General features: G+C 70.9%; 20 protein-coding genes, 1 other RNA gene and 2 pseudogenes. 8 read left to right on the top strand and 15 right to left on the bottom strand.

All coding sequences use genetic code 11. The features are described from left to right. Position 1: 1 nt before the first annotated feature. From ftsW to mraZ, 8 genes and pseudogenes are all read right to left on the bottom strand, one after another. Positions 2-1282 carry a putative lipid II flippase FtsW gene (gene ftsW, locus CSC71_RS08870; RefSeq protein WP_162374007.1) on the bottom strand — a complete coding sequence of 427 codons (1281 nt, stop codon included), beginning with the start codon at positions 1280-1282 and terminating at the stop codon, positions 2-4. Beyond that, positions 1282-2367 carry a phospho-N-acetylmuramoyl-pentapeptide-transferase gene (gene mraY, locus CSC71_RS08865; RefSeq protein ID WP_162374006.1) on the bottom strand — a complete coding sequence of 362 codons (1086 nt, stop codon included), beginning with the start codon at positions 2365-2367 and terminating at the stop codon, positions 1282-1284. Before mraY ends, ftsW begins: the two co-directional genes overlap by 1 nt. Next, the gene (locus tag CSC71_RS08860; protein WP_162374005.1) at positions 2357-3754 is read right to left on the bottom strand and encodes a UDP-N-acetylmuramoyl-tripeptide--D-alanyl-D-alanine ligase; all 1398 of its coding nucleotides are present in this window, start codon (positions 3752-3754) and stop codon (positions 2357-2359) included. The genes mraY and CSC71_RS08860 overlap by 11 nt, the downstream gene beginning before the upstream one ends. Then, the gene (locus CSC71_RS08855) at positions 3751-5223 is read right to left on the bottom strand and encodes a UDP-N-acetylmuramoyl-L-alanyl-D-glutamate--2,6-diaminopimelate ligase (protein ID WP_162374004.1); all 1473 of its coding nucleotides are present in this window, start codon (positions 5221-5223) and stop codon (positions 3751-3753) included. Before CSC71_RS08855 ends, CSC71_RS08860 begins: the two co-directional genes overlap by 4 nt. A gap of 14 nt (positions 5224-5237) precedes the next feature. Then, positions 5238-7049: pseudogene (locus CSC71_RS08850) on the bottom strand (peptidoglycan D,D-transpeptidase FtsI family protein); the annotation flags it as partial. Next, positions 7046-7309 carry a cell division protein FtsL gene (gene ftsL, locus CSC71_RS08845; RefSeq protein ID WP_162374002.1) on the bottom strand — a complete coding sequence of 88 codons (264 nt, stop codon included), beginning with the start codon at positions 7307-7309 and terminating at the stop codon, positions 7046-7048. The pseudogene CSC71_RS08850 and the gene ftsL, both read right to left, overlap by 4 nt. Then, a complete protein-coding gene (rsmH, locus tag CSC71_RS08840) occupies positions 7306-8259 on the bottom strand; it encodes a 16S rRNA (cytosine(1402)-N(4))-methyltransferase RsmH (protein ID WP_425501940.1) in 954 nt (317 codons plus the stop codon). Before rsmH ends, ftsL begins: the two co-directional genes overlap by 4 nt. Then, positions 8256-8702: a division/cell wall cluster transcriptional repressor MraZ gene (gene mraZ, locus CSC71_RS08835; RefSeq protein ID WP_162374061.1), complete on the bottom strand. Its 447-nt coding sequence runs from the start codon at positions 8700-8702 to the stop codon at positions 8256-8258. Before mraZ ends, rsmH begins: the two co-directional genes overlap by 4 nt. A gap of 340 nt (positions 8703-9042) precedes the next feature. Here mraZ and CSC71_RS08830 point away from each other — a divergent pair, with 340 nt between their 5' ends. Beyond that, positions 9043-9801 carry an NRDE family protein gene (locus CSC71_RS08830; RefSeq protein ID WP_162374000.1) on the top strand — a complete coding sequence of 253 codons (759 nt, stop codon included), beginning with the start codon at positions 9043-9045 and terminating at the stop codon, positions 9799-9801. 107 nt (positions 9802-9908) lie between these two features. Here the strand turns inward: CSC71_RS08830 and rnpB are convergent. Further along, positions 9909-10257: RNase P RNA component class A (gene rnpB / locus CSC71_RS08825), an RNA gene on the bottom strand. Positions 10258-10316: 59 nt separating this feature from the next. Here rnpB and CSC71_RS08820 point away from each other — a divergent pair. Beyond that, a complete protein-coding gene (locus CSC71_RS08820; protein WP_162373999.1) occupies positions 10317-11300 on the top strand; it encodes a zinc-dependent alcohol dehydrogenase family protein in 984 nt (327 codons plus the stop codon). A 7-nt stretch (positions 11301-11307) separates the two neighbouring features. Here the strand turns inward: CSC71_RS08820 and pdxR are convergent, their stop codons facing one another. Further along, positions 11308-12780 carry a MocR-like pyridoxine biosynthesis transcription factor PdxR gene (pdxR, locus tag CSC71_RS08815; protein WP_162373998.1) on the bottom strand — a complete coding sequence of 491 codons (1473 nt, stop codon included), beginning with the start codon at positions 12778-12780 and terminating at the stop codon, positions 11308-11310. A 54-nt stretch (positions 12781-12834) separates the two neighbouring features. On the opposite strand from pdxR, the gene CSC71_RS08810 reads away from it, so the two are divergent. Then, positions 12835-13641, top strand: a complete 807-nt coding sequence (locus CSC71_RS08810; protein ID WP_162373997.1) for an MBL fold metallo-hydrolase — start codon at positions 12835-12837, stop codon at positions 13639-13641. Positions 13642-13655: 14 nt separating this feature from the next. After that, positions 13656-14534, top strand: coding sequence for a DMT family transporter (locus CSC71_RS08805; RefSeq protein ID WP_162373996.1), 879 nt, complete (start codon positions 13656-13658; stop codon positions 14532-14534). A 6-nt stretch (positions 14535-14540) separates the two neighbouring features. Here CSC71_RS08805 and chrA read toward each other — a convergent pair whose 3' ends face one another. Continuing rightward, positions 14541-15728 carry a chromate efflux transporter gene (gene chrA, locus CSC71_RS08800; RefSeq protein WP_246192107.1) on the bottom strand — a complete coding sequence of 396 codons (1188 nt, stop codon included), beginning with the start codon at positions 15726-15728 and terminating at the stop codon, positions 14541-14543. Positions 15729-15826: 98 nt separating this feature from the next. After that, a complete protein-coding gene (gene rsmI, locus CSC71_RS08795; protein WP_162373994.1) occupies positions 15827-16660 on the bottom strand; it encodes a 16S rRNA (cytidine(1402)-2'-O)-methyltransferase in 834 nt (277 codons plus the stop codon). A gap of 155 nt (positions 16661-16815) precedes the next feature. Here rsmI and CSC71_RS08790 point away from each other — a divergent pair. The 4 genes and pseudogenes from CSC71_RS08790 to CSC71_RS08775 form a co-directional block, all read left to right on the top strand. Beyond that, positions 16816-18105 (top strand): annotated as a pseudogene (locus CSC71_RS08790) (penicillin-binding protein activator); the annotation flags it as partial. Continuing rightward, positions 18095-18469, top strand: a complete 375-nt coding sequence (locus CSC71_RS08785) for a YraN family protein (RefSeq protein WP_162373992.1) — start codon at positions 18095-18097, stop codon at positions 18467-18469. The pseudogene CSC71_RS08790 and the gene CSC71_RS08785, both read left to right, overlap by 11 nt. A 27-nt stretch (positions 18470-18496) precedes the next feature. Then, positions 18497-19894, top strand: a complete 1398-nt coding sequence (locus tag CSC71_RS08780) for an FAD-binding oxidoreductase (RefSeq protein WP_162373991.1) — start codon at positions 18497-18499, stop codon at positions 19892-19894. A 32-nt stretch (positions 19895-19926) separates the two neighbouring features. Continuing rightward, positions 19927-20766: a hypothetical protein gene (locus CSC71_RS08775; RefSeq protein ID WP_162373990.1), complete on the top strand. Its 840-nt coding sequence runs from the start codon at positions 19927-19929 to the stop codon at positions 20764-20766. Here CSC71_RS08775 and thiL read toward each other — a convergent pair. The 3 genes from thiL to ribH form a co-directional block, all read right to left on the bottom strand. Further along, positions 20763-21707, bottom strand: coding sequence for a thiamine-phosphate kinase (gene thiL, locus CSC71_RS08770; RefSeq protein ID WP_162374060.1), 945 nt, complete (start codon positions 21705-21707; stop codon positions 20763-20765). The genes CSC71_RS08775 and thiL overlap by 4 nt on opposite strands. A gap of 323 nt (positions 21708-22030) precedes the next feature. Further along, the gene (gene nusB / locus CSC71_RS08765; RefSeq protein WP_162373989.1) at positions 22031-22507 is read right to left on the bottom strand and encodes a transcription antitermination factor NusB; all 477 of its coding nucleotides are present in this window, start codon (positions 22505-22507) and stop codon (positions 22031-22033) included. Then, on the bottom strand, positions 22504-22971 hold the full coding sequence (ribH, locus tag CSC71_RS08760; protein WP_162373988.1) for a 6,7-dimethyl-8-ribityllumazine synthase: 468 nt from the start codon (positions 22969-22971) through the stop codon (positions 22504-22506). The genes nusB and ribH overlap by 4 nt, the downstream gene beginning before the upstream one ends. Between the last annotated feature and the right edge of the window lie 33 nt (positions 22972-23004).

Below are 23004 nucleotides of genomic sequence, written 5' to 3'. Positions count from 1 at the left end.
CTCAGGCGATCCTCTCGAAGGTCGGCTCGACCCGCGGCTTCAGCCGGCTGGTGCCGCGCACGGCCGGCTGGGCGGCCGGCGCGGGCGACGACGGCGCCGCCGCGGAATCGCGGCCCTGCGCCATCTCGCCGCGCAGCAGCGCGACCTGCTTGCCGGCGCGGTTGAGCTCGTACGACACGCGCAGCAGCAGGCCCATCGCCACGCAGGTCATCATCACGCTGGAGCCGCCGGACGAAACCAGCGGCAGGGTCAGGCCCTTGGTCGGCAGCAGGCCGAGGTTGACGCCGATCGAGACGAACGCCTGCATGCCGATCCACAGCCCGATGCCGAAGGCGACGTAGCCGGCGAAGTGGCGGCGCATCTCCACGCACTGGTAGCCGATCCAGAACGCGCGGCCGACCAGCAGCGCGTACAGGCCGATCACCGCGCACACGCCGACGAAGCCGAGCTCCTCGCCGATCACCGAGAAGATGAAGTCGGTGTGCGCCTCGGGCAGGTAGTTGAGCTTCTGCACCGAACTGCCGAGGCCGACGCCGGCCCATTCGCCGCGGCCCAGCGCCATCAGCGCGTTGCTGAGCTGGTAGCCGGAACCGAGCTGGTCGGCCCACGGGTCGAGGAACGAGGTGACGCGGCGCATGCGGTACGGCTCGAACACCACCAGCGCGACCAGCACCGGCAGCGCCAGCACGATCGGCATCTGCATGCGGGTCAGGTTCGCGCCGCCCAGCACCAGCATGCCGGCGGTGATGCCCAGCAGCAGCGTCGACGAGCCGAAGTCCGGCTGCGCCAGCAGCATCGCGATCAGCAGCGCGGCCACCCCGAGCGGCTTCAGCATCGCCGACCAGCTGGCGCTGACTTCGTCGCTGAAGCGGATCAGGTAGCTCGACAGCCAGACGATGTACAGCACCTTCACCGCCTCGACCACCTGGAAGCGCGCCAGGCCGAGGTTGATCCAGCGCCGCGCGCCGTTGACGCTGACGCCCAGCCCCGGCATCCAGACCAGCAGCAGCAGGCCGAAGCAGGCCAGCAGCAGCAGGTGGTTGTGCTTCTCCACGCTCTTGAGCTCGGTGCGCATCGCCCACAACCCCAGGCCGGCGCCCAGCGCGAGGAACACCAGGTGCCGCTCGAGGTAGTAGAACGGGTTGCCCGACAGCGCGATCGAGCTCGACGCCACCATCACCACGCCGAGCGCGGCCAGCGCCACGACGGCGCCCAGCAGCCACGCGTCGTAGCGGCCTTCGATGGCTTCGAGCCGGGTGGCCTGGCGCGGGGTGTCGTTCATCAGCGCACCTTCAGCGTGGCCAGGCCGACCAGGACCAGGATCACCGAGATGATCCAGAAGCGCACGATCACGCGCGGCTCCGGCCAGCCCTTCAGCTCGAAGTGGTGGTGGATCGGCGCCATCCGGAACACGCGCTTGCCGGTGAGCTTGAACGACGCGACCTGGATCATCACCGACAGCGTCTCGACCACGAACACGCCGCCCATCACCACCAGGATCAGCTCCTGGCGCACGATCACCGCGACCGTGCCCAGCACCGCGCCCAGCGCCAGCGCGCCGATGTCGCCCATGAACACCATCGCCGGGTAGGTGTTGAACCACAGGAAGCCCAGGCCCGCGCCGGCGATGGCGGCGCAGATCACGATCAGTTCGCCGGCGCCCGGGATGTAGGGGATCTGCAGGTACTCGGAGAACTTCACGGGGCCGCTGGCGTAGGCGAACACCGCCAGCGCGCAGGCGACCAGCACGGTCGGCATGATCGCCAGCCCGTCGAGGCCGTCGGTCAGGTTGACCGCATTGGAGAAGCCGACGATCCAGAAATAGGCGATGGCGACGAAGCTGATGCTGACCATCGGCAACGCGACCGCCTTGAACAGCGGGATGTAGAAAGTCGTTGCCGCCGGCACGTCGGCGCTGTAGTACAGGAACAGCCCGGCGGCGAGGCCGAAGATCGACTGCAGCAGGTACTTCCAGCGCGACTTCAGCCCGTTCGGATCGCGCCGGACGATCTTGATCCAGTCGTCGTACCAGCCGATCGCGCCGAACGCGGCCATCACCGCCAGCACCAGCCACACGTAACGGTTGCGCAGGTCGCCCCACAGCAGCACCGACAGCGCCACCGTGACCAGGATCAGGCCGCCGCCCATGGTCGGCGTGCCGGCCTTGGAGAAGTGGCTTTGCGGGCCTTCCTTGCGGATCGGCTGGCCGCCCTTGAGCTGGGCGAGCCGGCGGATCGCGGCCGGGCCCAGCCACAGCGACAGGAACAGCGCGGTCAACGCGGCGAGGATGCCGCGCAGGGTCAGGTAGCCGAACAGCCGGAACAGGTCCTCGAGCTGCTGCAGCCAGCGGGCGAGTTCAAGCAGCATGCGGTTTCTCCCCTTTGTTCTTGTCGTTGTCGGAGACGGGCAGCAATGCGGCGACGACGCGGTCCATGGCGCTGCCGCGCGAGCCCTTGACCAGCACGCGCAGACCGGGCGCCGTCGCGCCCATGTCGGCGCGCAGCGCGGCGGCGAGCGCGCCGTGGCTGTCGAACACCCGCGCGCCCTCGCCGAAGGCGCGCGCGGCGGCGGCGCTGAGCGGGCCCAGCGCGTACAGGCGGCGGATGCCGGCGTTCTTCGCGCGCAGCCCGGCGTCGGCATGCAACGCCTCGCCCTCCGGGCCGAGTTCGCGCATGTCGCCGAGCACCAGCCAGCTTTCGCCGCCCGCCGCGGCGAGGGTGTCGATCGCCGCGGCGAGCGAACCGGGATTGGCGTTGTAGCTGTCGTCGATCAGCGCCGCTCCGTTCCCCAGCACGTGCGCGACCAGGCGGCCCTTGACCGGTTCCGCCGCCGCCAGGCCATCGGCGATGGCGGCGAGCGGCACGCCGCAACCGAGCGCCAGCGCAGCGGCGGCCAGCGCGTTGAGCACGTTGTGGCGGCCGGGCAACCGCAGCGCGATGGCGGCTTCGCCTTGCGGCGAAACCAGGCGGAAGCTCGAACCGGCATCGCCCGGCCGGATGTCGCGCGCGGTGACGTCGGCGCTGCTTTCGAGGCCGAAGCGGAGGATGCGCCGGCCCGCGGCGAGGCCGGCGAAGTATTCGGCGAAGGCGTCGTCGGCATTGACGACGGCGACGCCGTCGCCGGCCAGCGCGCCGTAGATCGCGCCCTTGGTTTCGGCCACGCCCAGCAGGCTGCCCATGCGCTCCAGGTGCGCCGGCGCGACGTTGTTCACCAGCGCCACGTCGGGGCGCACCACGGCGGTCAGGTAGGCGATGTCGCCGGGCTTGCCGGCGCCCATTTCGTAGACCGCGAAGTCGGCGGCATCCGGCGCGTCGATCACCGCCAGCGGCAGGCCGATCTCGTTGTTGCGGTTGCCGGGATTGGAATAGGTCTCGCCGGCGCGCCGCAGGATCGACACCAGCAGCGTCTTCACGCTGGTCTTGCCGTTGCTGCCGGTGATCGCGACGACCTTGCCGGCGCGCCCCTGCTGGATGCCGGCGGCGATCTTCGCCAGCGCGAGCTCGGTGTCGGCGACGACGATCTGCGGCACGTCGATCCGCCCGACCACGTGGTCGACCAGCACCGCGGCCGCACCGCGCATCGCCGCGTCGTAGGCGAAGTCGTGGCCGTCGAAGCGTTCGCCGCGCAGCGCCACGTACAGGCTGCCGGGCGCCAGCGCGCGGGTGTCGTTGCCGATCGCGTCGATGGAAACGTCGTCGCCATGCAGTTCGCCGCCGGCCCAGTGCGCGATCAGGGAGAGAGGCAGGCGCTTCATGCGCGCGCCTCCAGCGCCTTCGCCGCCTCGACGGTGTCGTCGAACGGATGCTTGACGCCGCGGATTTCCTGGTAGGTTTCGTGGCCCTTGCCGGCGATCAGCACGATGTCGTCCGGGCCGGCCTCGCCGACCGCGCGGGCGATGGCTTGCGCGCGGTCGCGCTGCACCGTCACCGCCTGCGGATGCGCGAAGCCGCGCAGGATGTCGGCGACGATGGCGTCGCCGTCCTCGCCGCGCGGGTTGTCGTCGGTGACGACCACCGCTTCGGCCAGGCGCTCGGCGATCGCCGCCATCTGCGGGCGCTTGCCGGTGTCGCGCTCGCCGCCGCAGCCGAACACGCAGACCAGGCGGCCGCGCAGGTGGCCGCGCAGCGACTCCAGCGCCTGTTGCAGCGGGTCGGGCTTGTGCGAGTAGTCGACCACCACCAGCGGCAGGCCGTCGTGGCCGCCGAGGCGGTTCATGCGCCCGGGGATCGGCTGCAGCCTGCCGAGCACGTCGGCGATGGCGTCGACGCCTTCGCCCAGCGCCTGCAGCACGCCGGCGACGACCAGCAGGTTGTCGACGTTGAAGCGGCCGAGCAGCGGCGAATGCACGCGGCGCATTTCGTCGCCGACGTGCAGGTCGAAGGCGATGCCGGCCGCGTCCAGCACCACGCCGCCCGCGCGGATGCCGGCAGCGTCGGCGCCGCGCGCGCTGGTGCCGATGCGCTGCAGCGAGGCCGGCAGCGAAGCGAACAGGCGGCGGCCGTAGTCGTCGTCGAGGTTGACCACCGCCGCGCGCAGGCCCGGCCAGGCGAACAGCCGGGCCTTCGCCGCGCCGTAGGTTTCCATGTCGCCGTGGTAATCGAGGTGGTCGCGGGTGAGGTTGGTGAACACCCCGATCGCGAAATGCACCGCGTCGACGCGGCCCTGGTCGAGCGCGTGCGAACTGACTTCCATCGCCACCGCCTGCGCGCCGGCGTCGCGCAGTTGCGCAAGCAGCGCGTGGGTCTGCAGCACCAGCGGCGTGGTGAAACCGGTCGCCCGCGCCTGGCCGTACAGGCCGGCGCCGAGCGTGCCGATGGTGCCGCTGCGCACGCCGCGCAGTTGCAGCGCCTGCGCCAGCAGTTGCACGGTCGAAGTCTTGCCGCTGGTGCCGGTGACGCCGATCGTGGTCATCTGCGCCGACGGCCCGCCGTGGAACCGGTCGGCCATCCGCCCCATGCGCGCGCGCAGGCCGGGCACGCCGATGGCGTCGGCGGGCGCGGGATATTCGCCGGAAGGCGCGGACGCATCGAACAGGATCGCCGCCGCCCCCTTCTCCCGCGCCTGGTCGACGAAGGCCAGCCCATGCGTGCCGAAGCCGGAAATCGCCACGAAGGCGTCGCCCGGCCCGACCTGGCGCGAGTCCATCACCAGCCCGCCGACGACGACATCGCGCGGCAGCGCCACGTCCGGCAGCAATTCCGAGAGCGGCATGGAGCGCTTCATCGCGCACCTCCCGCCGGCGCCTTCGCTTCGGTCCCGGCCTGCGCCGCCAGCCATGTCTCGATGTCGTCCGGCGGCACGTCCATCAGGCGCAGCGCGCCTTCCATGACGTTGCGGAACACCGGCGCGGCGGCGAGGCCGCCGAAGTGCGAGCCCTTGGTCGGCTGGTTGATCACCACCGCCATCGCGAAGCGCGGGTTGTCCACCGGCACCACGCCGGCGAAGAACGCCACGTAGTCGCGCTTCGAGTAGCCGCCGTTGCTGGCCTTGTGCGCGGTGCCGGTCTTGCCGGCGACGTGGTAGCCGAGGATCGTGCCCCACGGGTAAGCGGTGCCGCCGGGCTCGGTCACCGTCTGCATCATCTTCATCACGTCGTGCGCGATCCGCGGGTCCAGCACCTGCTTCGATTCGCCGGGCTGGCCCTTGACGAAGGTCGGCACGTTGGCGCGGCCGCCGTTGGCCAGCGTCGCGTAGGCGTGCGCCACCTGCAGCGGCGTCACCGAGATGCCGTAGCCGTAGGACAGCGTCTGCTTGGTGGTGCCGCTCCAGCGCGCCGGCGGCGGGAACAGGCCGCCGGCCTCGCCGGGGAAACCGCTGTGCGTGCTTTCGCCGTAGCCGAAGCGCCTGAGGAAATCGTAGAACTCCTGGTTGGACAGGCGCTGCGCGATCTTCGAGACGCCGACATTGGAGCTCTTGCGGATGATGCCGGTGACGTCGAGCACGCCGTAGTTGTGCGTGTCGGTGGTGGTGTACTTGCCGTTCGGCATCCAGCCGGGGTTGGTGTCGAACACGCTGGCCGGCGTGATCCTGCCGGCCTCGAGCGCGGCGGCGACGGTCAGCGGCTTCATCGTCGAGCCCGGCTCGAACAGGTCGGTGACCGCGCGGTTGCGGTGCGCCTCGCGCTGGCCGGCCTCCACCGCGTTCGGGTTGAACGACGGCAGGTTGGCCATCGCCAGCACCTCGCCGGTCGCCACGTCCAGCACCACCGCGGTGCCGCTGGCCGCGCCGGATTCGATCAGCTGCCGCTTCAGTTCGCGATAGGTCAGGTACTGGATGCGGCGGTCGATGCTCAGCGTGAGGTCGCGGCCCGGCACCGCCGGTTCGATCAGGTCGATGTTCTCGACGATGCGGCCGTTGCGGTCGCGGATCACCTTCTTGACGCCGGGCTTGCCGCGCAGCCATTCGTCGAAGGCGAGCTCGACGCCTTCCTGGCCCTGGTCGTCGATGTTGGTGAAGCCGAGCACGTGCGCCATCGCCTCGCCCTGCGGGTAGAAGCGGCGGAACTCGCGCTTGGAATACACGCCGGGGATGCCGCGGGCGACGATCGCCTTCGCCTCGTCCGGGTTGATCCGGCGCTTGAGGTACATGAACTCCTTGTCGGCGCGCTGGCTGACCCGGCGGGTCAGCGCATCCGTGGATTCGCCCAGCGCGCGCGCCAGCTCCGGCAGGCGGTCGGGCGCCTTCGCCATCAGTTCCTTCGGGTCGCACCATACCGACTCGACCGGCGACGACACCGCGACCGGCTCGCCGTTGCGGTCGGTGATCATGCCGCGCGAGACCGGGATCTCGATCTCGCGGACGAAGCGCGCATCGCCCTCGCGCTGGTAGAAGTCGTTGCCGATCAGCTGCACGTAGGCGGCGCGCCCGATCAGGCTGACCGAGCACAGGCCCAGCGTGCACAGCACCAGCGCGAGGCGGCCGCGCAGGTTGAAGCGCGCGCGGTTGCGGTTGCGCGGCGGCGCGCTGCGCTCGCCGTCGCCGCCGAACCTGGCGCGCAGCGACTGCAGCAGGCGTTCGGGCAGGGACTCCCTGGCGGCCGGTTTCCTCATGGCCGGATCACCACCACGTCGCCGGCTTCCGGCGACTTCATGCCCAGCCGTTCGCGCGCGATCCGGTCGATGCGCGTGCTCTCGGCCACGGTCGCCTGCTCCAGCTGCAGGCGGCCGAATTCGATGTTCAGTTCGTCGCGCGCGCGCTCCAGCTTCGACAGCTCGACGAACAGGATGCGGTGGCGGTGGCGGGCGTAGACCACGCCGATCGCGGTGGCGACGTTCAGCACGACCAGGGCGAAGACCAGGAAGCGGCTCATGCGGCCGCCCCCAGTTTCTCCGCCACCCGCAACACCGCGCTGCGCGCGCGCGGGTTGGCGGCGGTTTCCGCCTCGTCGGCGCGCTGCGCGTCGCCGATCGCCTTCAGCGTCGGGGTGAACGCCACGGCGACCGGCAGGCGCCGGTTCGACGGCGGCGCCTTGGCGTGCGCGGCGATGAAGCGCTTGACGATGCGGTCTTCCAGCGAATGGAAGCTGATCACCGCGAGCCGGCCGCCGGGGTTGAGCCGCGCCAGCGCGCCCTCGAGGCCGGCCTCGAGGTCGGCCAGCTCGCGGTTCACGTGGATGCGTATCGCCTGGAAGCTGCGCGTGGCCGGATGGATCTTCTCGCCCGTACGCGGCATCGCCGAGGCGATCAGTTCGGCCAGTTCGGCGGTGCGCAGCAGCGGCTTGTCGGCACGGCGGGCGACGATCGCGCGGGCGATGCGCCGGCTCATCCGTTCCTCGCCGTAGGTCCACAGCACGTCGGCGATCTCGCGTTCGTCGGCGCGGGCCAGCCATTCGGCCGCGCTTTCGCCGCTGTCCGGATCCATGCGCATGTCCAGCGGGCCATCCTTGCCGAAACTGAAGCCGCGCTCGGCCACGTCGAGCTGCGGCGACGACACGCCGAGATCGAGCAGCACGCCGTCGAGCCCGGCCGCGGTCGCCTGCCACTGCGCGAGCGCGGCGAAGCTGCCGCGGCGGATCGCCACGCGCGCGTCGCCGGCGAACTCGCGTTCTGCGTGGGCGATCGCTTCGGGATCCTTGTCCATCAGCAGCAGCCGACCCTCGGGGCCCAAACGTTGCAGCACGCCGCGCGCGTGGCCGCCGCGCCCGAACGTGCCGTCGAGATAGGTTCCATTCGCCTTCACCTGCAGCCCTTCCATGACCTGCGCGAACATCACCGGAAGGTGGCCAGCATGCGCGGTGCGCACCTGGTCACCCGCCGTCACAGCTTCAACTCGAGCATGTGCGCGCTCAGATCGTCGTCGGACAGGGTCTGACGGATCTGCGCGTGGTGCGCCTGCTCGCTCCACAACTCGAACTTGTCGCCCATGCCCAGCAGCACGGCCTTCTTCTCGATGCCGACCGCGCTGCGGTGGCTGGCCGGGATGCTGATGCGGCCGTTGCCGTCCAGTTCGACCGGCGTCGCCGCGCCGATCAACTTCAGCTGCAGCGCCCGGTGCGCCTTCTGCGTGCTCGGCAATGCGTTGACCGCATCGCGCACGCGCTGCCATTCCTTCTCCGGATACAGGTAGAGGCTGCCGGACTCGAACGGGTTGTAGGTCAGCACCAGGCGGTTGCCGCACTCGCGCGCGACGAGGTCGCGGTAGGCGGTGGGCACCGCCAACCGGCCCTTGTCGTCGACTGTGATGGCGGTCTCGCCCTGGAACACGACTGTCGGCACCTTGTCGCCCGCTGGAGGGCGTTATTCAACCACGAGAAACCACAAAAAACCCGGTTTCCCCTCGGATTCCCACCTTAGCACCAGCTGATACCTTGTCAACAGGACACGAATGAAAAAATCGCCTGTCACATCAATGGCTTGCGCGGAAGTTCACAGACTTGTTCAAACTTTATCCACAAGTCCATGTTTCGTCTCAAATTTTGAGATTCGGCGAGAATTCAGCCCCGTGCAGGCCGGGTGAAGCCAAAAATCTCACGACGAGGCGAGACGGAGCGCATTGCGCAGACCTGTTTGCGCCGGTCCGGCCCGGACGGCCCAGAATGGGCGCATGTGCCTGGTCGCCGCCGCCTGGAAAACCCACCCCCGCTGGCGCCTGCTGCTGGCCGGCAACCGCGACGAATTCCACGCCCGCCCGACCGCGCCGCTGGCGCACTGGCCCGGCACGGGTATCCGCGCCGGCCGCGACCTGCAGTCCGGCGGCACCTGGGTCGGGATCGGCGGCCACGGCCGCTGCGCGGTGGTCACCAACGTGCGCGATCCCTTCGCCGCGACCGGCGGGCCTTCGCGCGGGCGGTTGCCGGTCGGCTTCCTCGAAACCGGCGCTGATGCCCTGAGCCACGCCGAGGCGCTGATCGCGGACGCGAAGGATTTCGCGCCGTTCAACCTGCTGCTCGCCGACGCCGACGCCTGCGTCTACCTGGGCAACCATCCGCGCGTCGAGCGGCGCGCGATCGCGCCCGGCGTGCACGCGATGTCGAACGGCGGCTTCGACGTGGCGTGGCCGAAGACGCGGATGCTGCATGCGGCGATGCAGAAATGGATCGAGTCGGGGCGCGACGATTTCGATCCGCTATGGCACGCGCTGGCCGACGAAACCATCGCGCCGGACGAACAACTGCCCGACACCGGCGTGGGCCTGGAAAAGGAACGCATGCTTTCCGCGGCCTTCATCCGCACGCCGGCCTATGGAACGCGCGCCAGCACGATCATCGCGATCGACTATGCAGGCAAAAGCTGGATCAGCGAACGCCGCTACGGCCCGAACGGCGTGTTCGGGGGCGAGACGCTGCTGCGCAACGACGACTGAAATCCACCCGGAGCAAAGCCCCCCTCTTGCAGAGGGGCGCCGCGAAACGGCGGGGATTGGGAAGCGGAACTTGGCGGCTTTTCCATGCGGCGCATGGAAAAGTCGAGCGGCGGAGCCGGCCGATAAGCCGGGTTCTGTCTGGGACAGTCATTCCTCTAGGCGCATCGTCGCCGATACGCTCGAGCAGCCTACCCGGTGACTCCGCGGGCCGCGTCATCGTCACCCTATTTGGCCTTGCTCCCGGTGGGGTTTGCCGTGCCGGTCCGTTGCCGGACTCGCGGTGCGCTCTTACCGCACCATTTCACCCTTGCCCGCACTCCGAAGAGCCGCTGGCGGTATCTTTCTGTTGCACTTTCCGTCGGCTCGCGCCGCCCAGGCGTTACCTGGCACCGTGCCCTGTGGAGCCCGGACTTTCCTCGGCACCCTTGCGAGTGACGCGACTGTCTGGCCGGCTCCGCCGCGCGTATTGTCGCACGCCGCCGCCGGCGACCGGCGCGCGTACCTATACTGCGTTCATGCGCGCGATGCTGCTGAGGCAACAGGGCCGGCCACTGGAAGCGGTGGAGCTTCCCGACCCCGTGCCCGGCCCCGGCGAAGTACTGGTCCGCGTCGCCGCCTGCGGGGTCTGCCGCACCGACCTGCACGTGGTCGACGGCGACCTGCACGAACCGCGCCTGCCGCTGGTCCCGGGCCACGAAATCGTCGGCGACGTCGTCGCGCTCGGCCTTGGCGCGGATGCGCTGCACGTCGGCCAGCGGGTCGGGGTCGGCTGGCTGGGCCACGCCTGCGGGCATTGCGAATACTGCGCGGAAAGCCGCGAGAACCTGTGCGATGCGCCCGGCTTCACCGGCTACACGCGCAACGGCGGATTCGCCGAACTGGCCGTCGCCGACGCGCGCTACACCTATCCCCTGCCCGATGGCTTCGCCGCGGAAGCGCTGGCGCCCTGGCTGTGCGCGGGGCTGATCGGCTGGCGTTCGCTGGTGATGGCGGGCGAAGGCCGGCGCCTGGGCATCTACGGCTTCGGCGCCGCCGGCCATTTGATCCTGCAGGTCGCGCGCTGGCAGGGCCGCGAAGTACATGTGTTCACCCGCCCCGGCGACTCCGCCGCGCAGGACTTCGCGCGTGCGCTCGGCGCCGCCAGCGCCGGCGATTCCGACGCGCCGCCACCACTGCCGCTGGACGCGGCGATCGTCTACGCCCCGGTCGGCAGCCTGGTTCCGGCCGCGTTGCGCGCCGTGCGCAAGGGCGGGCGCGTGGTCTGCGCCGGCATCCACATGAGCGACATCCCTGCGTTCCCCTATCGCTGGCTGTGGGAGGAGCGGCAGATCCTGTCGGTGGCGAACCTGACCCGTCGCGATGCGCTGGATTTCCTGACGCTGGCGCCGCGCGTCGGCCTGCAGGCGCAGACCACGCCCTATCCGCTGGCCCGCGCCAACCAGGCGCTGTCCGACCTGCGCGACGGCCGCCTGCTCGGCGCGGCGGTGCTGGTGCCGTAGCGGTGCTTCAGCGCGACAGCGCCCGCGCCAGCCGCGCCAGCGCTTCGCGGATGTCGTCCGCATCGATCACCGCATAACCGAACACCGCGGCCTGCAGCGCATCCGCCTGCAGCGAATATTCGGCCGCCGTCTGTGCGCCGGGCGCGTGGCGGCGCAGCGCGTCGAACACCGCGCGCGCATCCGCCGCCGGATCGATGCGCGCGGCCAGGTGCAGGCCGGCGATCGACGGGATCGGCGCGAACCAGCGCCGCAGCCCGCCCTCCAGCGCTTCGAGCAGGACCTCGCGCCGTTGCGCGTAGATCGGCGTCATCCGGCGCACGTGCCGCGCCAGGTGTCCTTCGCGGATGAACGCCGCCAGCGTTTCCTGCAGCGGACCGGGCGCGTGCGAATCGCCCATGCGCTTGACCGCGGCCAGCGATGCGCGCGCCCACGCCGGCGCAACGACGAAACCGGTGTCGATCGCCGGGAACAGGCTTTTCGAAAACGTGCCGACGTAGAACACGCGCGCATCGCGATCCAGCGTCTGCAGCGCGTCGAGCGGACGGCCGCTGTAGCGGAATTCGCCGTCGTAATCGTCTTCGACGATCACGGCATCGTGTTCGCGCGCGTGCGCGAGCAGCGCGGCGCGCCTTCGCATCGACAAGGCCACGCCGGTCGGCGACTGGTGCGACGGCGTCACGCAGACGACGCGCACGTCCTTCGGCAGCAGGTCGACGCGCAGGCCTTCGTCGTCGACCGGCACCGGCACGACCAGCGCGCCGGCGGCGGCGAAGGCCTGGCGCAGGGTCGGATAGCCCGGCGACTCGACCGCGACGCGCGTGCGCCCCGGTTCGACCAGCAGTCGCGCCAGCAGGTCGAACGCGTTCTGCGCGCCGGAGGTCACCACCACTTCGTCGCCGTTGCACGCGACCGCGCGCGAGAACGCGACGTGCTGGGCGATGGCCTCGCGCAAGGCCGGCACGCCTTCGACCGGCGGGTAGCCGAACGGACGCTTCGACCATTGCCGCCATGCGCGCGCCGACAGCCGGCGCCACGCGTCGTGCGGGAAGAATCGGTGTTCCGGCACGCCGGTGCGGAAGCTGCGCTCGGGCAACGGCACGGCCTGCGCGTGGCGCGGCGGCGGCGTCCGCCAGGCCGGCGCGATCAGTTCGCTGCGCGCACGCGCTTCTAACGGACCGGTCCTCGAAGCCCGGCGCGCGGCGATGTCGGCGACCGCGGCGCGGGCGCCGGGCCGCGGCAGCACGTAACCCTCGGCGATCAGCAGGTCGTAGGCGGCAACCACGGTCTTGCGCGCGACGCCAAGCGCCTCCGCGGCGCGGCGCGAGGACGGCAGCCGCTCGCCCGCGGCCAAGCGGCCATCGATGATCGCGTCGCGCAGCTGCCGGTGCAGCGCGGCGGTGCGCTGGCCTTCGCCGATCCCCGGCAGGTCGAAGGGAATCGCGAAAACTGGCTCCCTGAGATTCGATGAATCTGGACTCATCAGGAGTCCATGTTTTGCCCAGACTGGGCTCCGAGTCAACTGCCAGAGCCCGCCATGCCCCGTTACATCTGCGAAACCTGCGGCACCCAGTACGCCGAATCCGCCACCCCGCCGGCGACGTGCGTGGTCTGCACCGACGAGCGCCAGTACGTGGGCTGGAACGGCCAGCGCTGGACTACCCACGACCGGCTTGCGGCCACGCACACGCTGCGCATCGCCGAAGACGATGGCGTGCTCGGCATCGGCATCGCGCCGGACTTCGCGATCCCGCAACGCGCGGTGTTCGTGCCGACCGCCGACGGCAACCTGCTGTGGGAATGCCTGAGCCTGGTCACCGACGCGGCCGTGGCCGAACTGGAATCGCGCGGCGGCGTGCAGGCGATCGCGATCTCGCACCCGCACTTCTACAGCGCGATGCTGGAGTGGAGCGAGGCGCTGGGCGACGTGCCGATCCTGCTGCACGAAGCCGACCGGCAATGGGTACAACGCAAGTCGCCGCGGATCGAGTTCTGGTCCGGCGCGCGCAACCAGCTTTCCGATTCGCTGACCCTGCTGCACTGCCCCGGCCACTTCGCCGGCAGCACCGCGCTGCACTGGCGCGAGGGCGCGCACGGCAAGGGCGCGCTGCTGCCCGGCGACTCGCTGCAGGTGGTGTTCGACCGCCGCCACGTGGCCTTCATGTACAGCTATCCGAACCAGATCCCGATGAAGCCCTCGTTCGTGCGGCGCATGCGCGAAACGCTGGACGGCCACGACTTCGACGACGTCTACGGCTACACCTGGGGCCGCAACATCATCGGCGGCGGCCGCGCCGCGGTCGACGCTTCCTTCGAGCGCTACCTGGCGGCCGTCGCCGCGTGAATGGGGGGAACGAAATGAATGCGACGACGATGACGAACCCGCGCAGCATCGCCCTGCCGCCGCCGGACCTGCTGGTGTTGGGCGCGATCTGGGGCGCCTCGTTCCTGTTCATGCGCGTGGCCGCGGCGGATGTACCGCCAACCGTGATGGTGGAAGTCCGGCTCGCGCTCGGTGCGCTGGTGCTGCTGCCGGCGCTGTGGCGCAGTCGCGCGCTGTTCCCGCCGAAGCTGTGGCCGAAGCTGGCGCTGATCGGCGCGGTCAATTCGGCGATCCCGTTCCTGCTGTTCGGCTGGGCCGCGCATTCGGCGCCGGCCGGGGTCAGCGCGATCTCCAATGCGATGGTCGTGCTGTTCACCGCGCTGGTCGGCTTCGCGTTCTTCGGCGAAAGGATCGGCCTGCGCCGCGGCATCGCGATCGCGACCGGGTTGATCGGCGTGGTCGTGCTGGCCGGCGGCCGCACCGGCGGCGGCGCGCACGTCGGCACGGCGGTGGCCGCGGGCGTGGCCGCGTCGCTGATGTACGGCATCGGCCTGCACCTGGTGCGCCGGCACCTGTCCGGACTGCCGCCGGCGGCGCTGGCCTCGGCCAGCCTGTTCGCCTCTGCGCTGCTGGTGCTGCCGCCCGCGCTGGCCGACTGGCCGCAGCACGCGGTCGCGGCACGGTCGTGGCTCGCGGTCGTCGCGCTCGGCGTGCTGTGCACCGGCTTCGCCTACGTGCTGTTCTACCGGCTGGTCGCGCGCGTCGGCGCGGGCCGCACTTCGACCGTGACCTACCTGGTGCCGGTGTTCGGCGTGGCCTGGGGCTGGCTGCTGCTCGGCGAGGCGCTGACCCCGGCGATGGCAGTCGCGGCGCTGCTGATCCTCGGCAGCGTGGCGATCAGTCAACGCAGCTGAACGGGATCACGCCGCGACGAAGTAACCCGCCGTGCCCAGCGCGACCACGACCACCCACGGCGGCAGCTTCGCCCACATCAGCGCGGCGATGCCGACGGCAACCAGCGCCACGTCGCGCCAGTCGCGCACCGCGCTGGTCCACAGCGGGTCGTAGAGTGCGGCAAGCAGCAGGCCGACCACGGCGGCGTTCACGCCGGCGAGCGCCGCCCGTACCTTCGCGCGCCGGCGCAGGCTTTCCCAGAACGGCAGCACGCCGAGCACCAGCAGCAGCGACGGCAGGAAGATCGCGACCAGGCAGGCCAGTCCGCCGAGCCAGCCGCCCGGCCCGACCGACATCGCCGCGCCGAGGAAGCCGGCGAAGGTGAACAACGGCCCCGGCACCGCCTGCGCGGCGCCGTAACCGGAGAGGAAATCGCCCGCGCCGATCCAGTCCCGGGCCACGGTTTCGGCCTGCAGCAACGGCAGCACGACGTGGCCGCCGCCGAACACCAGCGAGCCGGTGCGGTAGAACGCATCGGCGACGCGCACCATGTCCGAACCGGCCGCCGCGGCGAGCAGCGGCAGCCCGGCGAACAGGACGAAGAACAGCACGAGCGCGACGATGGCGAAGTTCCGCGACACGGGGACTTCCAGCCCCTTGTCATCGGAAACATCGCGCAGCTTTCCCCAGGCCGGCCCGACGAAAGCCGCGAGCGCGATCACCCCCACCTGCACCCACGCCGACGGCCACGACAGCACGCAAGCGGCCGCGGCGAACGCGAGCAAGGCATGGCCGAGGTCGCGGCAGAACGCCCGCGCCATGCCCCACACCGCCTGCGCGACCACCGCGACCGCGACCAGCTTCATGCCGTGCAGCGCATCGGCCGGCATGCGCGCGCCCCAGCGCGACAGGCCGATGGCGAAGCCGATCATCGCGATGGCCGACGGCAACGTGAACCCGCACCACGCCGCCAGCGCGCCGCGCAATCCGGCGCGTTGCAGGCCGATCGCCATGCCGACCTGGCTGCTCGCCGGCCCCGGCAGGAACTGGCACAGCGCGACCAGCCCGGCGTATTCGGATTCGCCGAGCCAGCGCCGGCGCACGACGAAATCGTCGCGGAAGTAGCCGAGGTGCGCGATGGGGCCGCCGAACGAAGTCAGGCCGAGGCGCAGGAAGGCGAGGAAGACGCACCAAGCGCCTTTTCGATCCGGCACGCGATCGTCGGTGGAAGAGGAAGATGTCATCGCCCGCCGGAATTCCTCGGGTCGTCATTCCCGCTTGTGCGGGCGTAACGGACGAAACCAAGGCGCCATCACCCGCCCTGCCCGTACAACGCCTTGCGCGGCGCGCCGGAAATCTCCGCGGCCAGTTTCGCCGCGGTCGACGGCGGCAGGTGTTCGTTGAGCAGCGCGTAGATGCGGCGGCCTTCGGCGATCTTCGCGCCTTCGTCGTCGCCGGCGCCCTGCACGACGATCGCGAACTCGCCCTTGCGCTGGTTGGCGTCGGCTTCGACTTTCGCCTGCAGCTGCGCCAGCGTGCCGTCGAGCACGGTCTCGAACAGCTTGGTCAGTTCGCGCGCGACGACGGCGGGGCGTTCGTCGCCGAACGCAGCGCGCAGGTCGGCCAGCGATTCGGCGATGCGGTGCGCCGATTCGTAGAACACCAGCGTGCGCGTCTCGCCGGCCAGCGCGGCGAGTTGCTCGCGCCGCGCCGACGCCTTCGCCGGCAGGAAGCCTTCGAAGGCGAAGCGGTCGCTCGGCAGCCCGGCCACGCTCAGCGCGGCGATCAGCGCGCTCGGCCCGGGCACCGGCGAGACGCGCACGCCGGCCGCACGCGCGGCGCGGACCAGGCGGAAGCCGGGGTCGCTGACCAGCGGCGTGCCGGCATCGGAGACCAGCGCGAGGCTTTCGCCGTTCAGCAGGCGCGCGACGATGCGCTCGGCGATCTCGCCTTCGTTGTGCTCGTGCAACGCCAGCAGCGGCCGTTCGATGCCGAAATGGGCCAGCAACTGCCGCGTGTGCCGGGTGTCCTCGGCGCAGACCGCGTCGGCTTGGCGCAGGGTTTCCAGCGCGCGCGGCGACAGGTCGGCCAGGTTGCCGATCGGCGTGGCGACTATGAACAGGGTCCCGGATTGGGCGGCGTGCATCGGCGGGCGGTCCAAGGGCGGGGGTAGAATCGTAGCCGGTTCCCCTGCAAGGCCGCTCATCGACGATGGATACGAAGTCCGGAAGGAAGCCCGCTCGTGCCCTGTTCACCCCGCTGCTGCTGGCGCTGCTGTTCGCCGGCTGCGCCACCACCCAGGTCGCCGGGCCCGCCAGCCAGCCTTCGGTGCACTCCGCCTTCGCCGAAGCCGGGGCGCTGGCACGTAACGACGCCGCGCTGGGCGGGACGGCCAAGGCCGACAACGCACGCGCGATCGAGCGCCTGCTGGCCGGCATCGACGACGCCAGCCTGGCCCGCGAAGCCGCGAAGCTGCCTGCCGGCGATCCGTTGTACGACTTCGCCGGCCGGGCCCTGCTCAACCGCGGCCTGCCCTTGCCGAGGCCGTTCGACAGCGCCGCGCGGTGGCGCTTCGACAACCGCCCGCCGGCCGAACGCGACGGCTACCGCCCGCCGGTGAAGCTGGCGGTGCTGCTGCCGCTGTCGGGTTCGCTGGCCACCGCCGCCGCGCCGGTGCGCGAGGGCCTGCTGGCCGGCTATTACGGCGAATCCCGGCAGCGCCCGGAAATCGCCTTCTACGACACCACCGCCGGCGCGGTCGACGCCTACCGGCAAGCGGTGGCCGGTGGCGCGGACTTCGTGGTCGGTCCGCTCGGCCGCGAGGAAGTCGGCAAGCTGTTTTCGCAACCCGACCTGCCGGTGCCGGTGCTGGCGCTGAACCGCGGCGCGGTGGCGCCGCCGGCCGGCAACGCCGGCTTCTCGCTGGCGCCGGAGGACGACGGCCTGATCGCCGCCGAATACCTGCTCGGGCTGGAACGCCACAACGTGCTGGTGATCGCCGGCAACGATGACAACGGCATCCGCGCGTCGGAGGCGTTCCGCGACCGCTTCCGGCAGCGCGGCGGCACCGTCGCCGAAACGCTCAGCGTCGGCGAGGACCCCGGCGACCTGGCGACGGCGCTGTCCGCGGCGGCGCAGAAGAACGTCGACGGCATCTTCCTTGCCGTGCGCGGCGGCACCGCGCGCCTGCTGGCGCCGCAACTGGCGCTGGCCGGGCTCGGCGGCAAGACCCGCGTCGGCACCTCGCAGCTGGCTTCCGGCACCGGCAAGGCCGACGAGGACGCGGCGCTGGACGGCATCGTGTTCCCGACCGAAGTGTGGACCTCGCGCGGCGTGCCCGGCCTGCCGGTGGCCAGCGTGGTCGGCATGGACAACCCGGCCGCGCGCGGCCCGGCCGCGCGGCTGTTCGCCTTCGGCTACGACGCCTGGCAACTGGTCGCCTATCTCGAGAAGCTGGTGCTGGCGCCGAATTCGGAAATCCGCGGCGCGACCGGCACGCTGAAGCTGGACGGCTTCGGCAACGTGCTGCGCACGCCGGCGTGGTCGGTGTTCAGCGGCGGGCAGCCGGTGCCGGTACGCGATGGCGGCTGAGCGACGCCTGCGCGGCGATGCGGCCGAAGCCGCGGCGCTGCGCCTGCTGCTCGACGCGGGACTGGCGCAGGTCGCCGCGAACGCCCATTACCGCGGCGGCGAGCTGGACCTGGTCATGCTCGACCGCGATACGCTGGTCTTCGTCGAAGTGCGCTACCGCCGCTCGAACGCCTTCGGCGGCGGCGCGGCCTCGGTCGACGCTTCCAAGCGTCGCAAGCTGGTCGCCGCTGCGCAGCAGTTCCTCGCCGGGCATCCGCATTACGCGAACGCGCCGTGCCGCTTCGACGTGGTCGAAGCCAGCGGCGATATCGCCTCGCCGCGCGTCGAATGGCTGAAGGACGCCTTCCGCGCCGACGAGGCCTGAGCGCCACGCCGGCCTACAATGGCCGGCATGCCCACGACGCTCCCCGACAGCCTGCACGACGAACTGGCCGCGCTGCTCGGCGATGGCTGGCAGACCGACGCAGCGGCGCGACAGCGCCATGGCGAGGACGATTCGCGCCGCCATGCCTTGCCCGGCGCGGTGGCGCTGCCGCGCACGCGCGAGCAGGTCGCCGCCATCGTGCGGGCGTGCCGCGCGCATCGCGTGCCGGTCGTGGCGCGCGGCGCGGGTACCGGCACCACCGGCGCGGCGGTGCCGACCCTGGGCGGCGTGGTGGTGTCGTTCGCGCGGATGAACCGCATCGTGGACGTGCGCCCGGCCGACCGTTGCGCGGTGGTCGAACCCGGCACGCTCAATGGCGAACTGCAGCAGGCGCTCGCACCGCACGGCCTGTTCTGGCCGCCGGATCCGTCCAGCGCGGATCGCTGCACCGTCGGCGGCAACCTGGCGACGAATGCCGGTGGCCCGCGCGCGGTCAGGTACGGCACCGCGCGCGACAACGTGCTGGGACTGGTGGCGGTCACCGGCACCGGCGAACTGGTCCGCTGCGGCGGCGCCTACACCAAGGATTCGACCGGCTACGACCTCACCCACCTCATCGTCGGCAGCGAAGGCACGCTGGCGTTGATCGTCGAAGCCACGCTGAAGCTGGCGCCGCGGCCGCGGGCCCAGGCCGGATTGCGCGCGTTCTACCGCGATGCCTCCAGCGCCGCCGCCGCCGTGTCGCGGCTGATGAACCAGCCGGCGACGCCAACCGCGCTGGAATTCATGGACCGCCGCAGCCTGGCGCTGCTGCGCCACAACGGCAGCGACGTGCCCGAAGCCGGTGCGATGCTGCTGGTCGAAGCCGAGGGCGACGACGACACCCTGCCGGCAACGCTGTCGGCAATGGCGACGGCGGCCGAAGGCGACGGCCTGCTGGACCTGGACGTGGCGCAGGACGGCATCGCCCGCGATCGCCTGTGGGCGGCGCGACGCGCGCTGTCGCCGGCGCTGCGCACCATCGCGCCGGGCAAGATCAACGAGGACGTCGTGGTGCCGGTGTCGCGCATCCCCGACCTGGTCGCCGGCGTGGAAACGCTGGCGGACGAATTCGCCCTGCCCATCGTCGCCTTCGGCCATGCCGGCAACGGCAACCTGCACGTCAACCTGATGTACCGCCCCGACGACGCGGCGGAAACCGCGCGCGCGAACGCCGCGCTGCCGCGGCTGTTCGCGCTGGTGCTGTCGCTGGGCGGTACGCTGTCCGGCGAACACGGCATCGGCCTGAGCAAGCGCGACTACATGGCCGACGCCTTCACGCCGGCGACGCTGGAGCTGATGCGCGCGGTCAAGGCCGCGTTCGATCCCGACGGCATCCTCAACCCGGGCAAGGTGCTGCCGCCGCGTCGCGCATCCGCGGGTTGACGAACGCATTCCGCGCCGAGGGAAACTGCCGCATGCGCAACCTCCGCCCGCGATCTCCTGCCCCGGTGCCGACCCGGTTGCTGGCCATGCTCGTGCTTTGCGTCGCCTGCATTCCGGCCTTCGCCGCGGAGCGCGCCGAACTTCGCGTGCTGCTGGTCGGCAACAGTTTGACCTACACCAACAACCTGCCCGGCCTGCTGCGCAGCCTGGCCGCCGCGCAAGAAGAAGGGCCGACGATCGCCACCGCCAGCTATGTCTTTCCAGGCGCCGATCTGGCCTGGCACTGGCGCAAGGGCGCGGTCGCAAAGGCGCTGCGCGACGAACACTGGGACGCGCTGGTGCTGCAGGAACGCGGCGGCATCCTCGCCTGCCTCGCCAACCGCCTGCACAGCAACGAACCCGACTGCCAGGCCAGCCGGCGCGCGCATCGCCAGTTCGCCGAACTGGCGCGGGAGCGGAGCGTGCGCGTGCTGCTGCTCGGCACCTGGGGCCCGGATCCGCAATGGCAGGCGGAGCTCGATCGCGGCCTGCGCATCGCGGCGAAAAGCTCCAAGGCCACGCCGGTGTTTGCCGGCACGGCGCTGCGTGCGTATGCGCATGCGAACCCGCGGCAGGAAATGTTCACCGACGGGAACCTGCACCCGGCGTTGCCGGCGTCGCTGATCGTCGCCGCCAGCCTGTATCGCGAACTCGCCGGGCGCGAAGCGCAGGCCCGCGATCTTGCGCTGGACTTCCCGCTGCGCCCCGTCTCAGCGCAATTGCAGGGGATCGCACCGATGGAGGCCGCCCGGCCCGCCAGCGAGGGCCGACGCGCATCGTTGCCCGCAAGCGAGCTCGCGCCGTTGCTGCAGGCGGCGGCTATCGACCCCTAGGCGAAGTGCACGTATCCGGCCTGCGGCGGCTGCCATTCGTTGCCTTCCGCGTCGAGCGCCTTCACCCCCGTCCCTGCGACGATCCGGCCGATGCGCGTGCCCGGCGTCTCGGCGAAATCGAGCGCCTGCCGGATCTCGTCGCGCAGGCGCGGTGCGGCGGTGAAGCACAGCTCGTAGTCGTCGCCGCCGCCGGCCTGCCACGGAATGCGCATCGCCGGCGCGAAGCGTTGCAGCGAAGGCGATGCGGGCAGTTTGCTGATTTCGACTTCCGCACCGACCTTGCTGCGCTCGCAGATATGGCCGAGGTCGGCAAGCAGCCCGTCGGACACGTCGATGCAACTGTTCGCAAGGCCGACCAGGCGCAGGCCCGCGGCGACGCGCGGCGCCGGCCGGTCGAGTCGCATGCGCAACGCGCGATCCAGCGCCGCGCCGGCGAACAGCGACTGCAACGCCGCCGCCGCGTCGCCGAGCGTGCCGGTGACCCAGATGTCGTCGCCGACCTTCGCGCCATCGCGCCGCACCGCGCTGCCGTTGTCGACCAGGCCCATCGCGGTCACCGCGATCGACAGTGGCCCGCGCGTGGTGTCGCCGCCGACCAGGGCGATGTCGTGCCGCGCGGCGAGGTCGAGGAAGCCGTCGATGAAGCCGTCCAGCCATTCCGGATCGGATTCCGGCAGCGACAGCGACAGCGTGCACCACGCCGGTTGCGCGCCCATCGCGGCGAGGTCGGAAAGATTCACCGCCAGCGATTTCCAGCCGATGTCCCCGGGCTTGGTCGCTTCGGGGAAATGCACGCCGGCATTCAGCGTGTCGGCGGTGACGACGAGTTGCTTGCTCGGCGGCGGCCGCAGGATCGCCGCGTCGTCGCCGATGCCGAGCACGATGTCGTCGCGCGTGATGGCGCGGGCGCGGATGCGGTCGATGAGTTCGAATTCGCTGATTGCCATGCAACTACGCCAGCGGAGCGGAATCGGCGGCGGAGGCTCCCGCCCCCCAGATCAATCCCTTTGAATCAATGACAAGACCTGGAATTCGTCTTATCTCTTTCCAAGGAACACTCGAGGTCTCGTACTCGATGATCTCGTAATTCCGCCCGCAAGTTTCCCAGCTCTTGCAAGGCGCCACATTTGGCGGCTGATTCCAAGCGATGGAAGACCGCCTCTTTAACTCATTCCATGCTGCATCTATCGACGAATACTCACCGACTTGCTCGGCGTGGAATTCGTCTTCGATGACGAAGCATTTGGGCATGGCGCCAGAGCGATCAGCGCGACTTGCCGGCGCCGGTCTCCGCCGTCCGCCACAGCAATGCCGCGCGATCGAGCACGCCGTTGACGTAGGTGTGGCCGTGTTCGGCGCCGAAGCGCTTGGCGGTTTCGATGGCTTCGTTGATCACCACGCGGTACGGCACGTCGATGCGGTGCAGCAGTTCGTACGTGGCGATGCGCAACACCGCGCGTTCGACCGGATCGACTTCCTCGACGGTGCGGTCCAGGTACGGGGTCAGCGCCTCGTCCAACTGCGCGGTGTGCTGCATCACGCCACGGACCAGGTCTTCGAAATACTCGAGGTCGGCGATCTCGTGCGCCTGTTCGTGCGCGAACTGGGCGATGACCTGCTGCAGGTTGCCGCCGGAAACCTGCCACGCGTACACCGCCTGCAAGGCGCGGCGGCGCGCGCGCGCGCGCAACACGGGATCGACGCCGTCACGGCGGACGTCCTTGTGGGAGCGATGGTTCAAGGCAACTTCTCCATCAGGTTGGCCATCTCGATCGCGGCCAGCGCCGCCTCTTCGCCCTTGTTGCCGTGGCTGCCACCGGCGCGCTTCTCGGCGTCGGTCACGTCTTCCACCGCCAGCACGCCGTTCAGCACCGGGATCCCGGAATCCAGTTGCACCCGCATCAGCCCTTCGGCGCAGCGGTCGGCGACGTGCTCGTAATGCCGCGTGTCGCCGCGCACCACGCAGCCCAGCGCGATGATCGCTGCGTGCTTGCCGGTGAGGGCCAGCTTCGCCGCCGCAGCCGGGATTTCCCAGGCGCCAGGCACGCGCACCACGTCGATCGCGGCCTCGGCCACGCCGTTGCCGGCCAGGCTTTGCCGCGCGCCGGCGACCAGCGCGTCGACGATGCGCGCGTTCCAGCGGCTGGCGATGATCGCGAAGCGCGCGTCGGCATGGACGCGCAGGTCGCCTTCGTAATGGGGCATGGGGCGGTTTCCTCGGGGGGCGCAGTTTAACAG

Source organism: Pseudoxanthomonas sangjuensis (assembly GCF_010211755.1).
Taxonomy (GTDB): Bacteria; Pseudomonadota; Gammaproteobacteria; order Xanthomonadales; family Xanthomonadaceae; genus Pseudoxanthomonas_A; species Pseudoxanthomonas_A sangjuensis.
The sequence above is the reverse complement of the archived record's forward strand: the minus strand, read 5'-3'. Positions and strand labels throughout refer to the sequence as shown.

Bases quoted from the DNA above. Each gene is read 5' to 3' on its own strand.
- ftsW (WP_162374007.1), bottom strand. From the start codon at position 1,282: ATGAACGACACCCCGCGCCAGGCCACCCGGCTCGAAGCCATCGAAGGC.
- mraY (WP_162374006.1), bottom strand. From the start codon at position 2,367: ATGCTGCTTGAACTCGCCCGCTGGCTGCAGCAGCTCGAGGACCTGTTC.
- CSC71_RS08860 (WP_162374005.1), bottom strand. From the start codon at position 3,754: ATGAAGCGCCTGCCTCTCTCCCTGATCGCGCACTGGGCCGGCGGCGAA.
- CSC71_RS08855 (WP_162374004.1), bottom strand. From the start codon at position 5,223: ATGAAGCGCTCCATGCCGCTCTCGGAATTGCTGCCGGACGTGGCGCTG.
- ftsL (WP_162374002.1), bottom strand. From the start codon at position 7,309: ATGAGCCGCTTCCTGGTCTTCGCCCTGGTCGTGCTGAACGTCGCCACC.
- CSC71_RS08830 (WP_162374000.1), top strand. From the start codon at position 9,043: ATGTGCCTGGTCGCCGCCGCCTGGAAAACCCACCCCCGCTGGCGCCTG.
- CSC71_RS08820 (WP_162373999.1), top strand. From the start codon at position 10,317: ATGCGCGCGATGCTGCTGAGGCAACAGGGCCGGCCACTGGAAGCGGTG.
- pdxR (WP_162373998.1), bottom strand. From the start codon at position 12,780: ATGAGTCCAGATTCATCGAATCTCAGGGAGCCAGTTTTCGCGATTCCC.
- CSC71_RS08810 (WP_162373997.1), top strand. From the start codon at position 12,835: ATGCCCCGTTACATCTGCGAAACCTGCGGCACCCAGTACGCCGAATCC.
- CSC71_RS08805 (WP_162373996.1), top strand. From the start codon at position 13,656: ATGAATGCGACGACGATGACGAACCCGCGCAGCATCGCCCTGCCGCCG.
- rsmI (WP_162373994.1), bottom strand. From the start codon at position 16,660: ATGCACGCCGCCCAATCCGGGACCCTGTTCATAGTCGCCACGCCGATC.
- CSC71_RS08785 (WP_162373992.1), top strand. From the start codon at position 18,095: ATGGCGGCTGAGCGACGCCTGCGCGGCGATGCGGCCGAAGCCGCGGCG.
- CSC71_RS08780 (WP_162373991.1), top strand. From the start codon at position 18,497: ATGCCCACGACGCTCCCCGACAGCCTGCACGACGAACTGGCCGCGCTG.
- CSC71_RS08775 (WP_162373990.1), top strand. From the start codon at position 19,927: ATGCGCAACCTCCGCCCGCGATCTCCTGCCCCGGTGCCGACCCGGTTG.
- ribH (WP_162373988.1), bottom strand. From the start codon at position 22,971: ATGCCCCATTACGAAGGCGACCTGCGCGTCCATGCCGACGCGCGCTTC.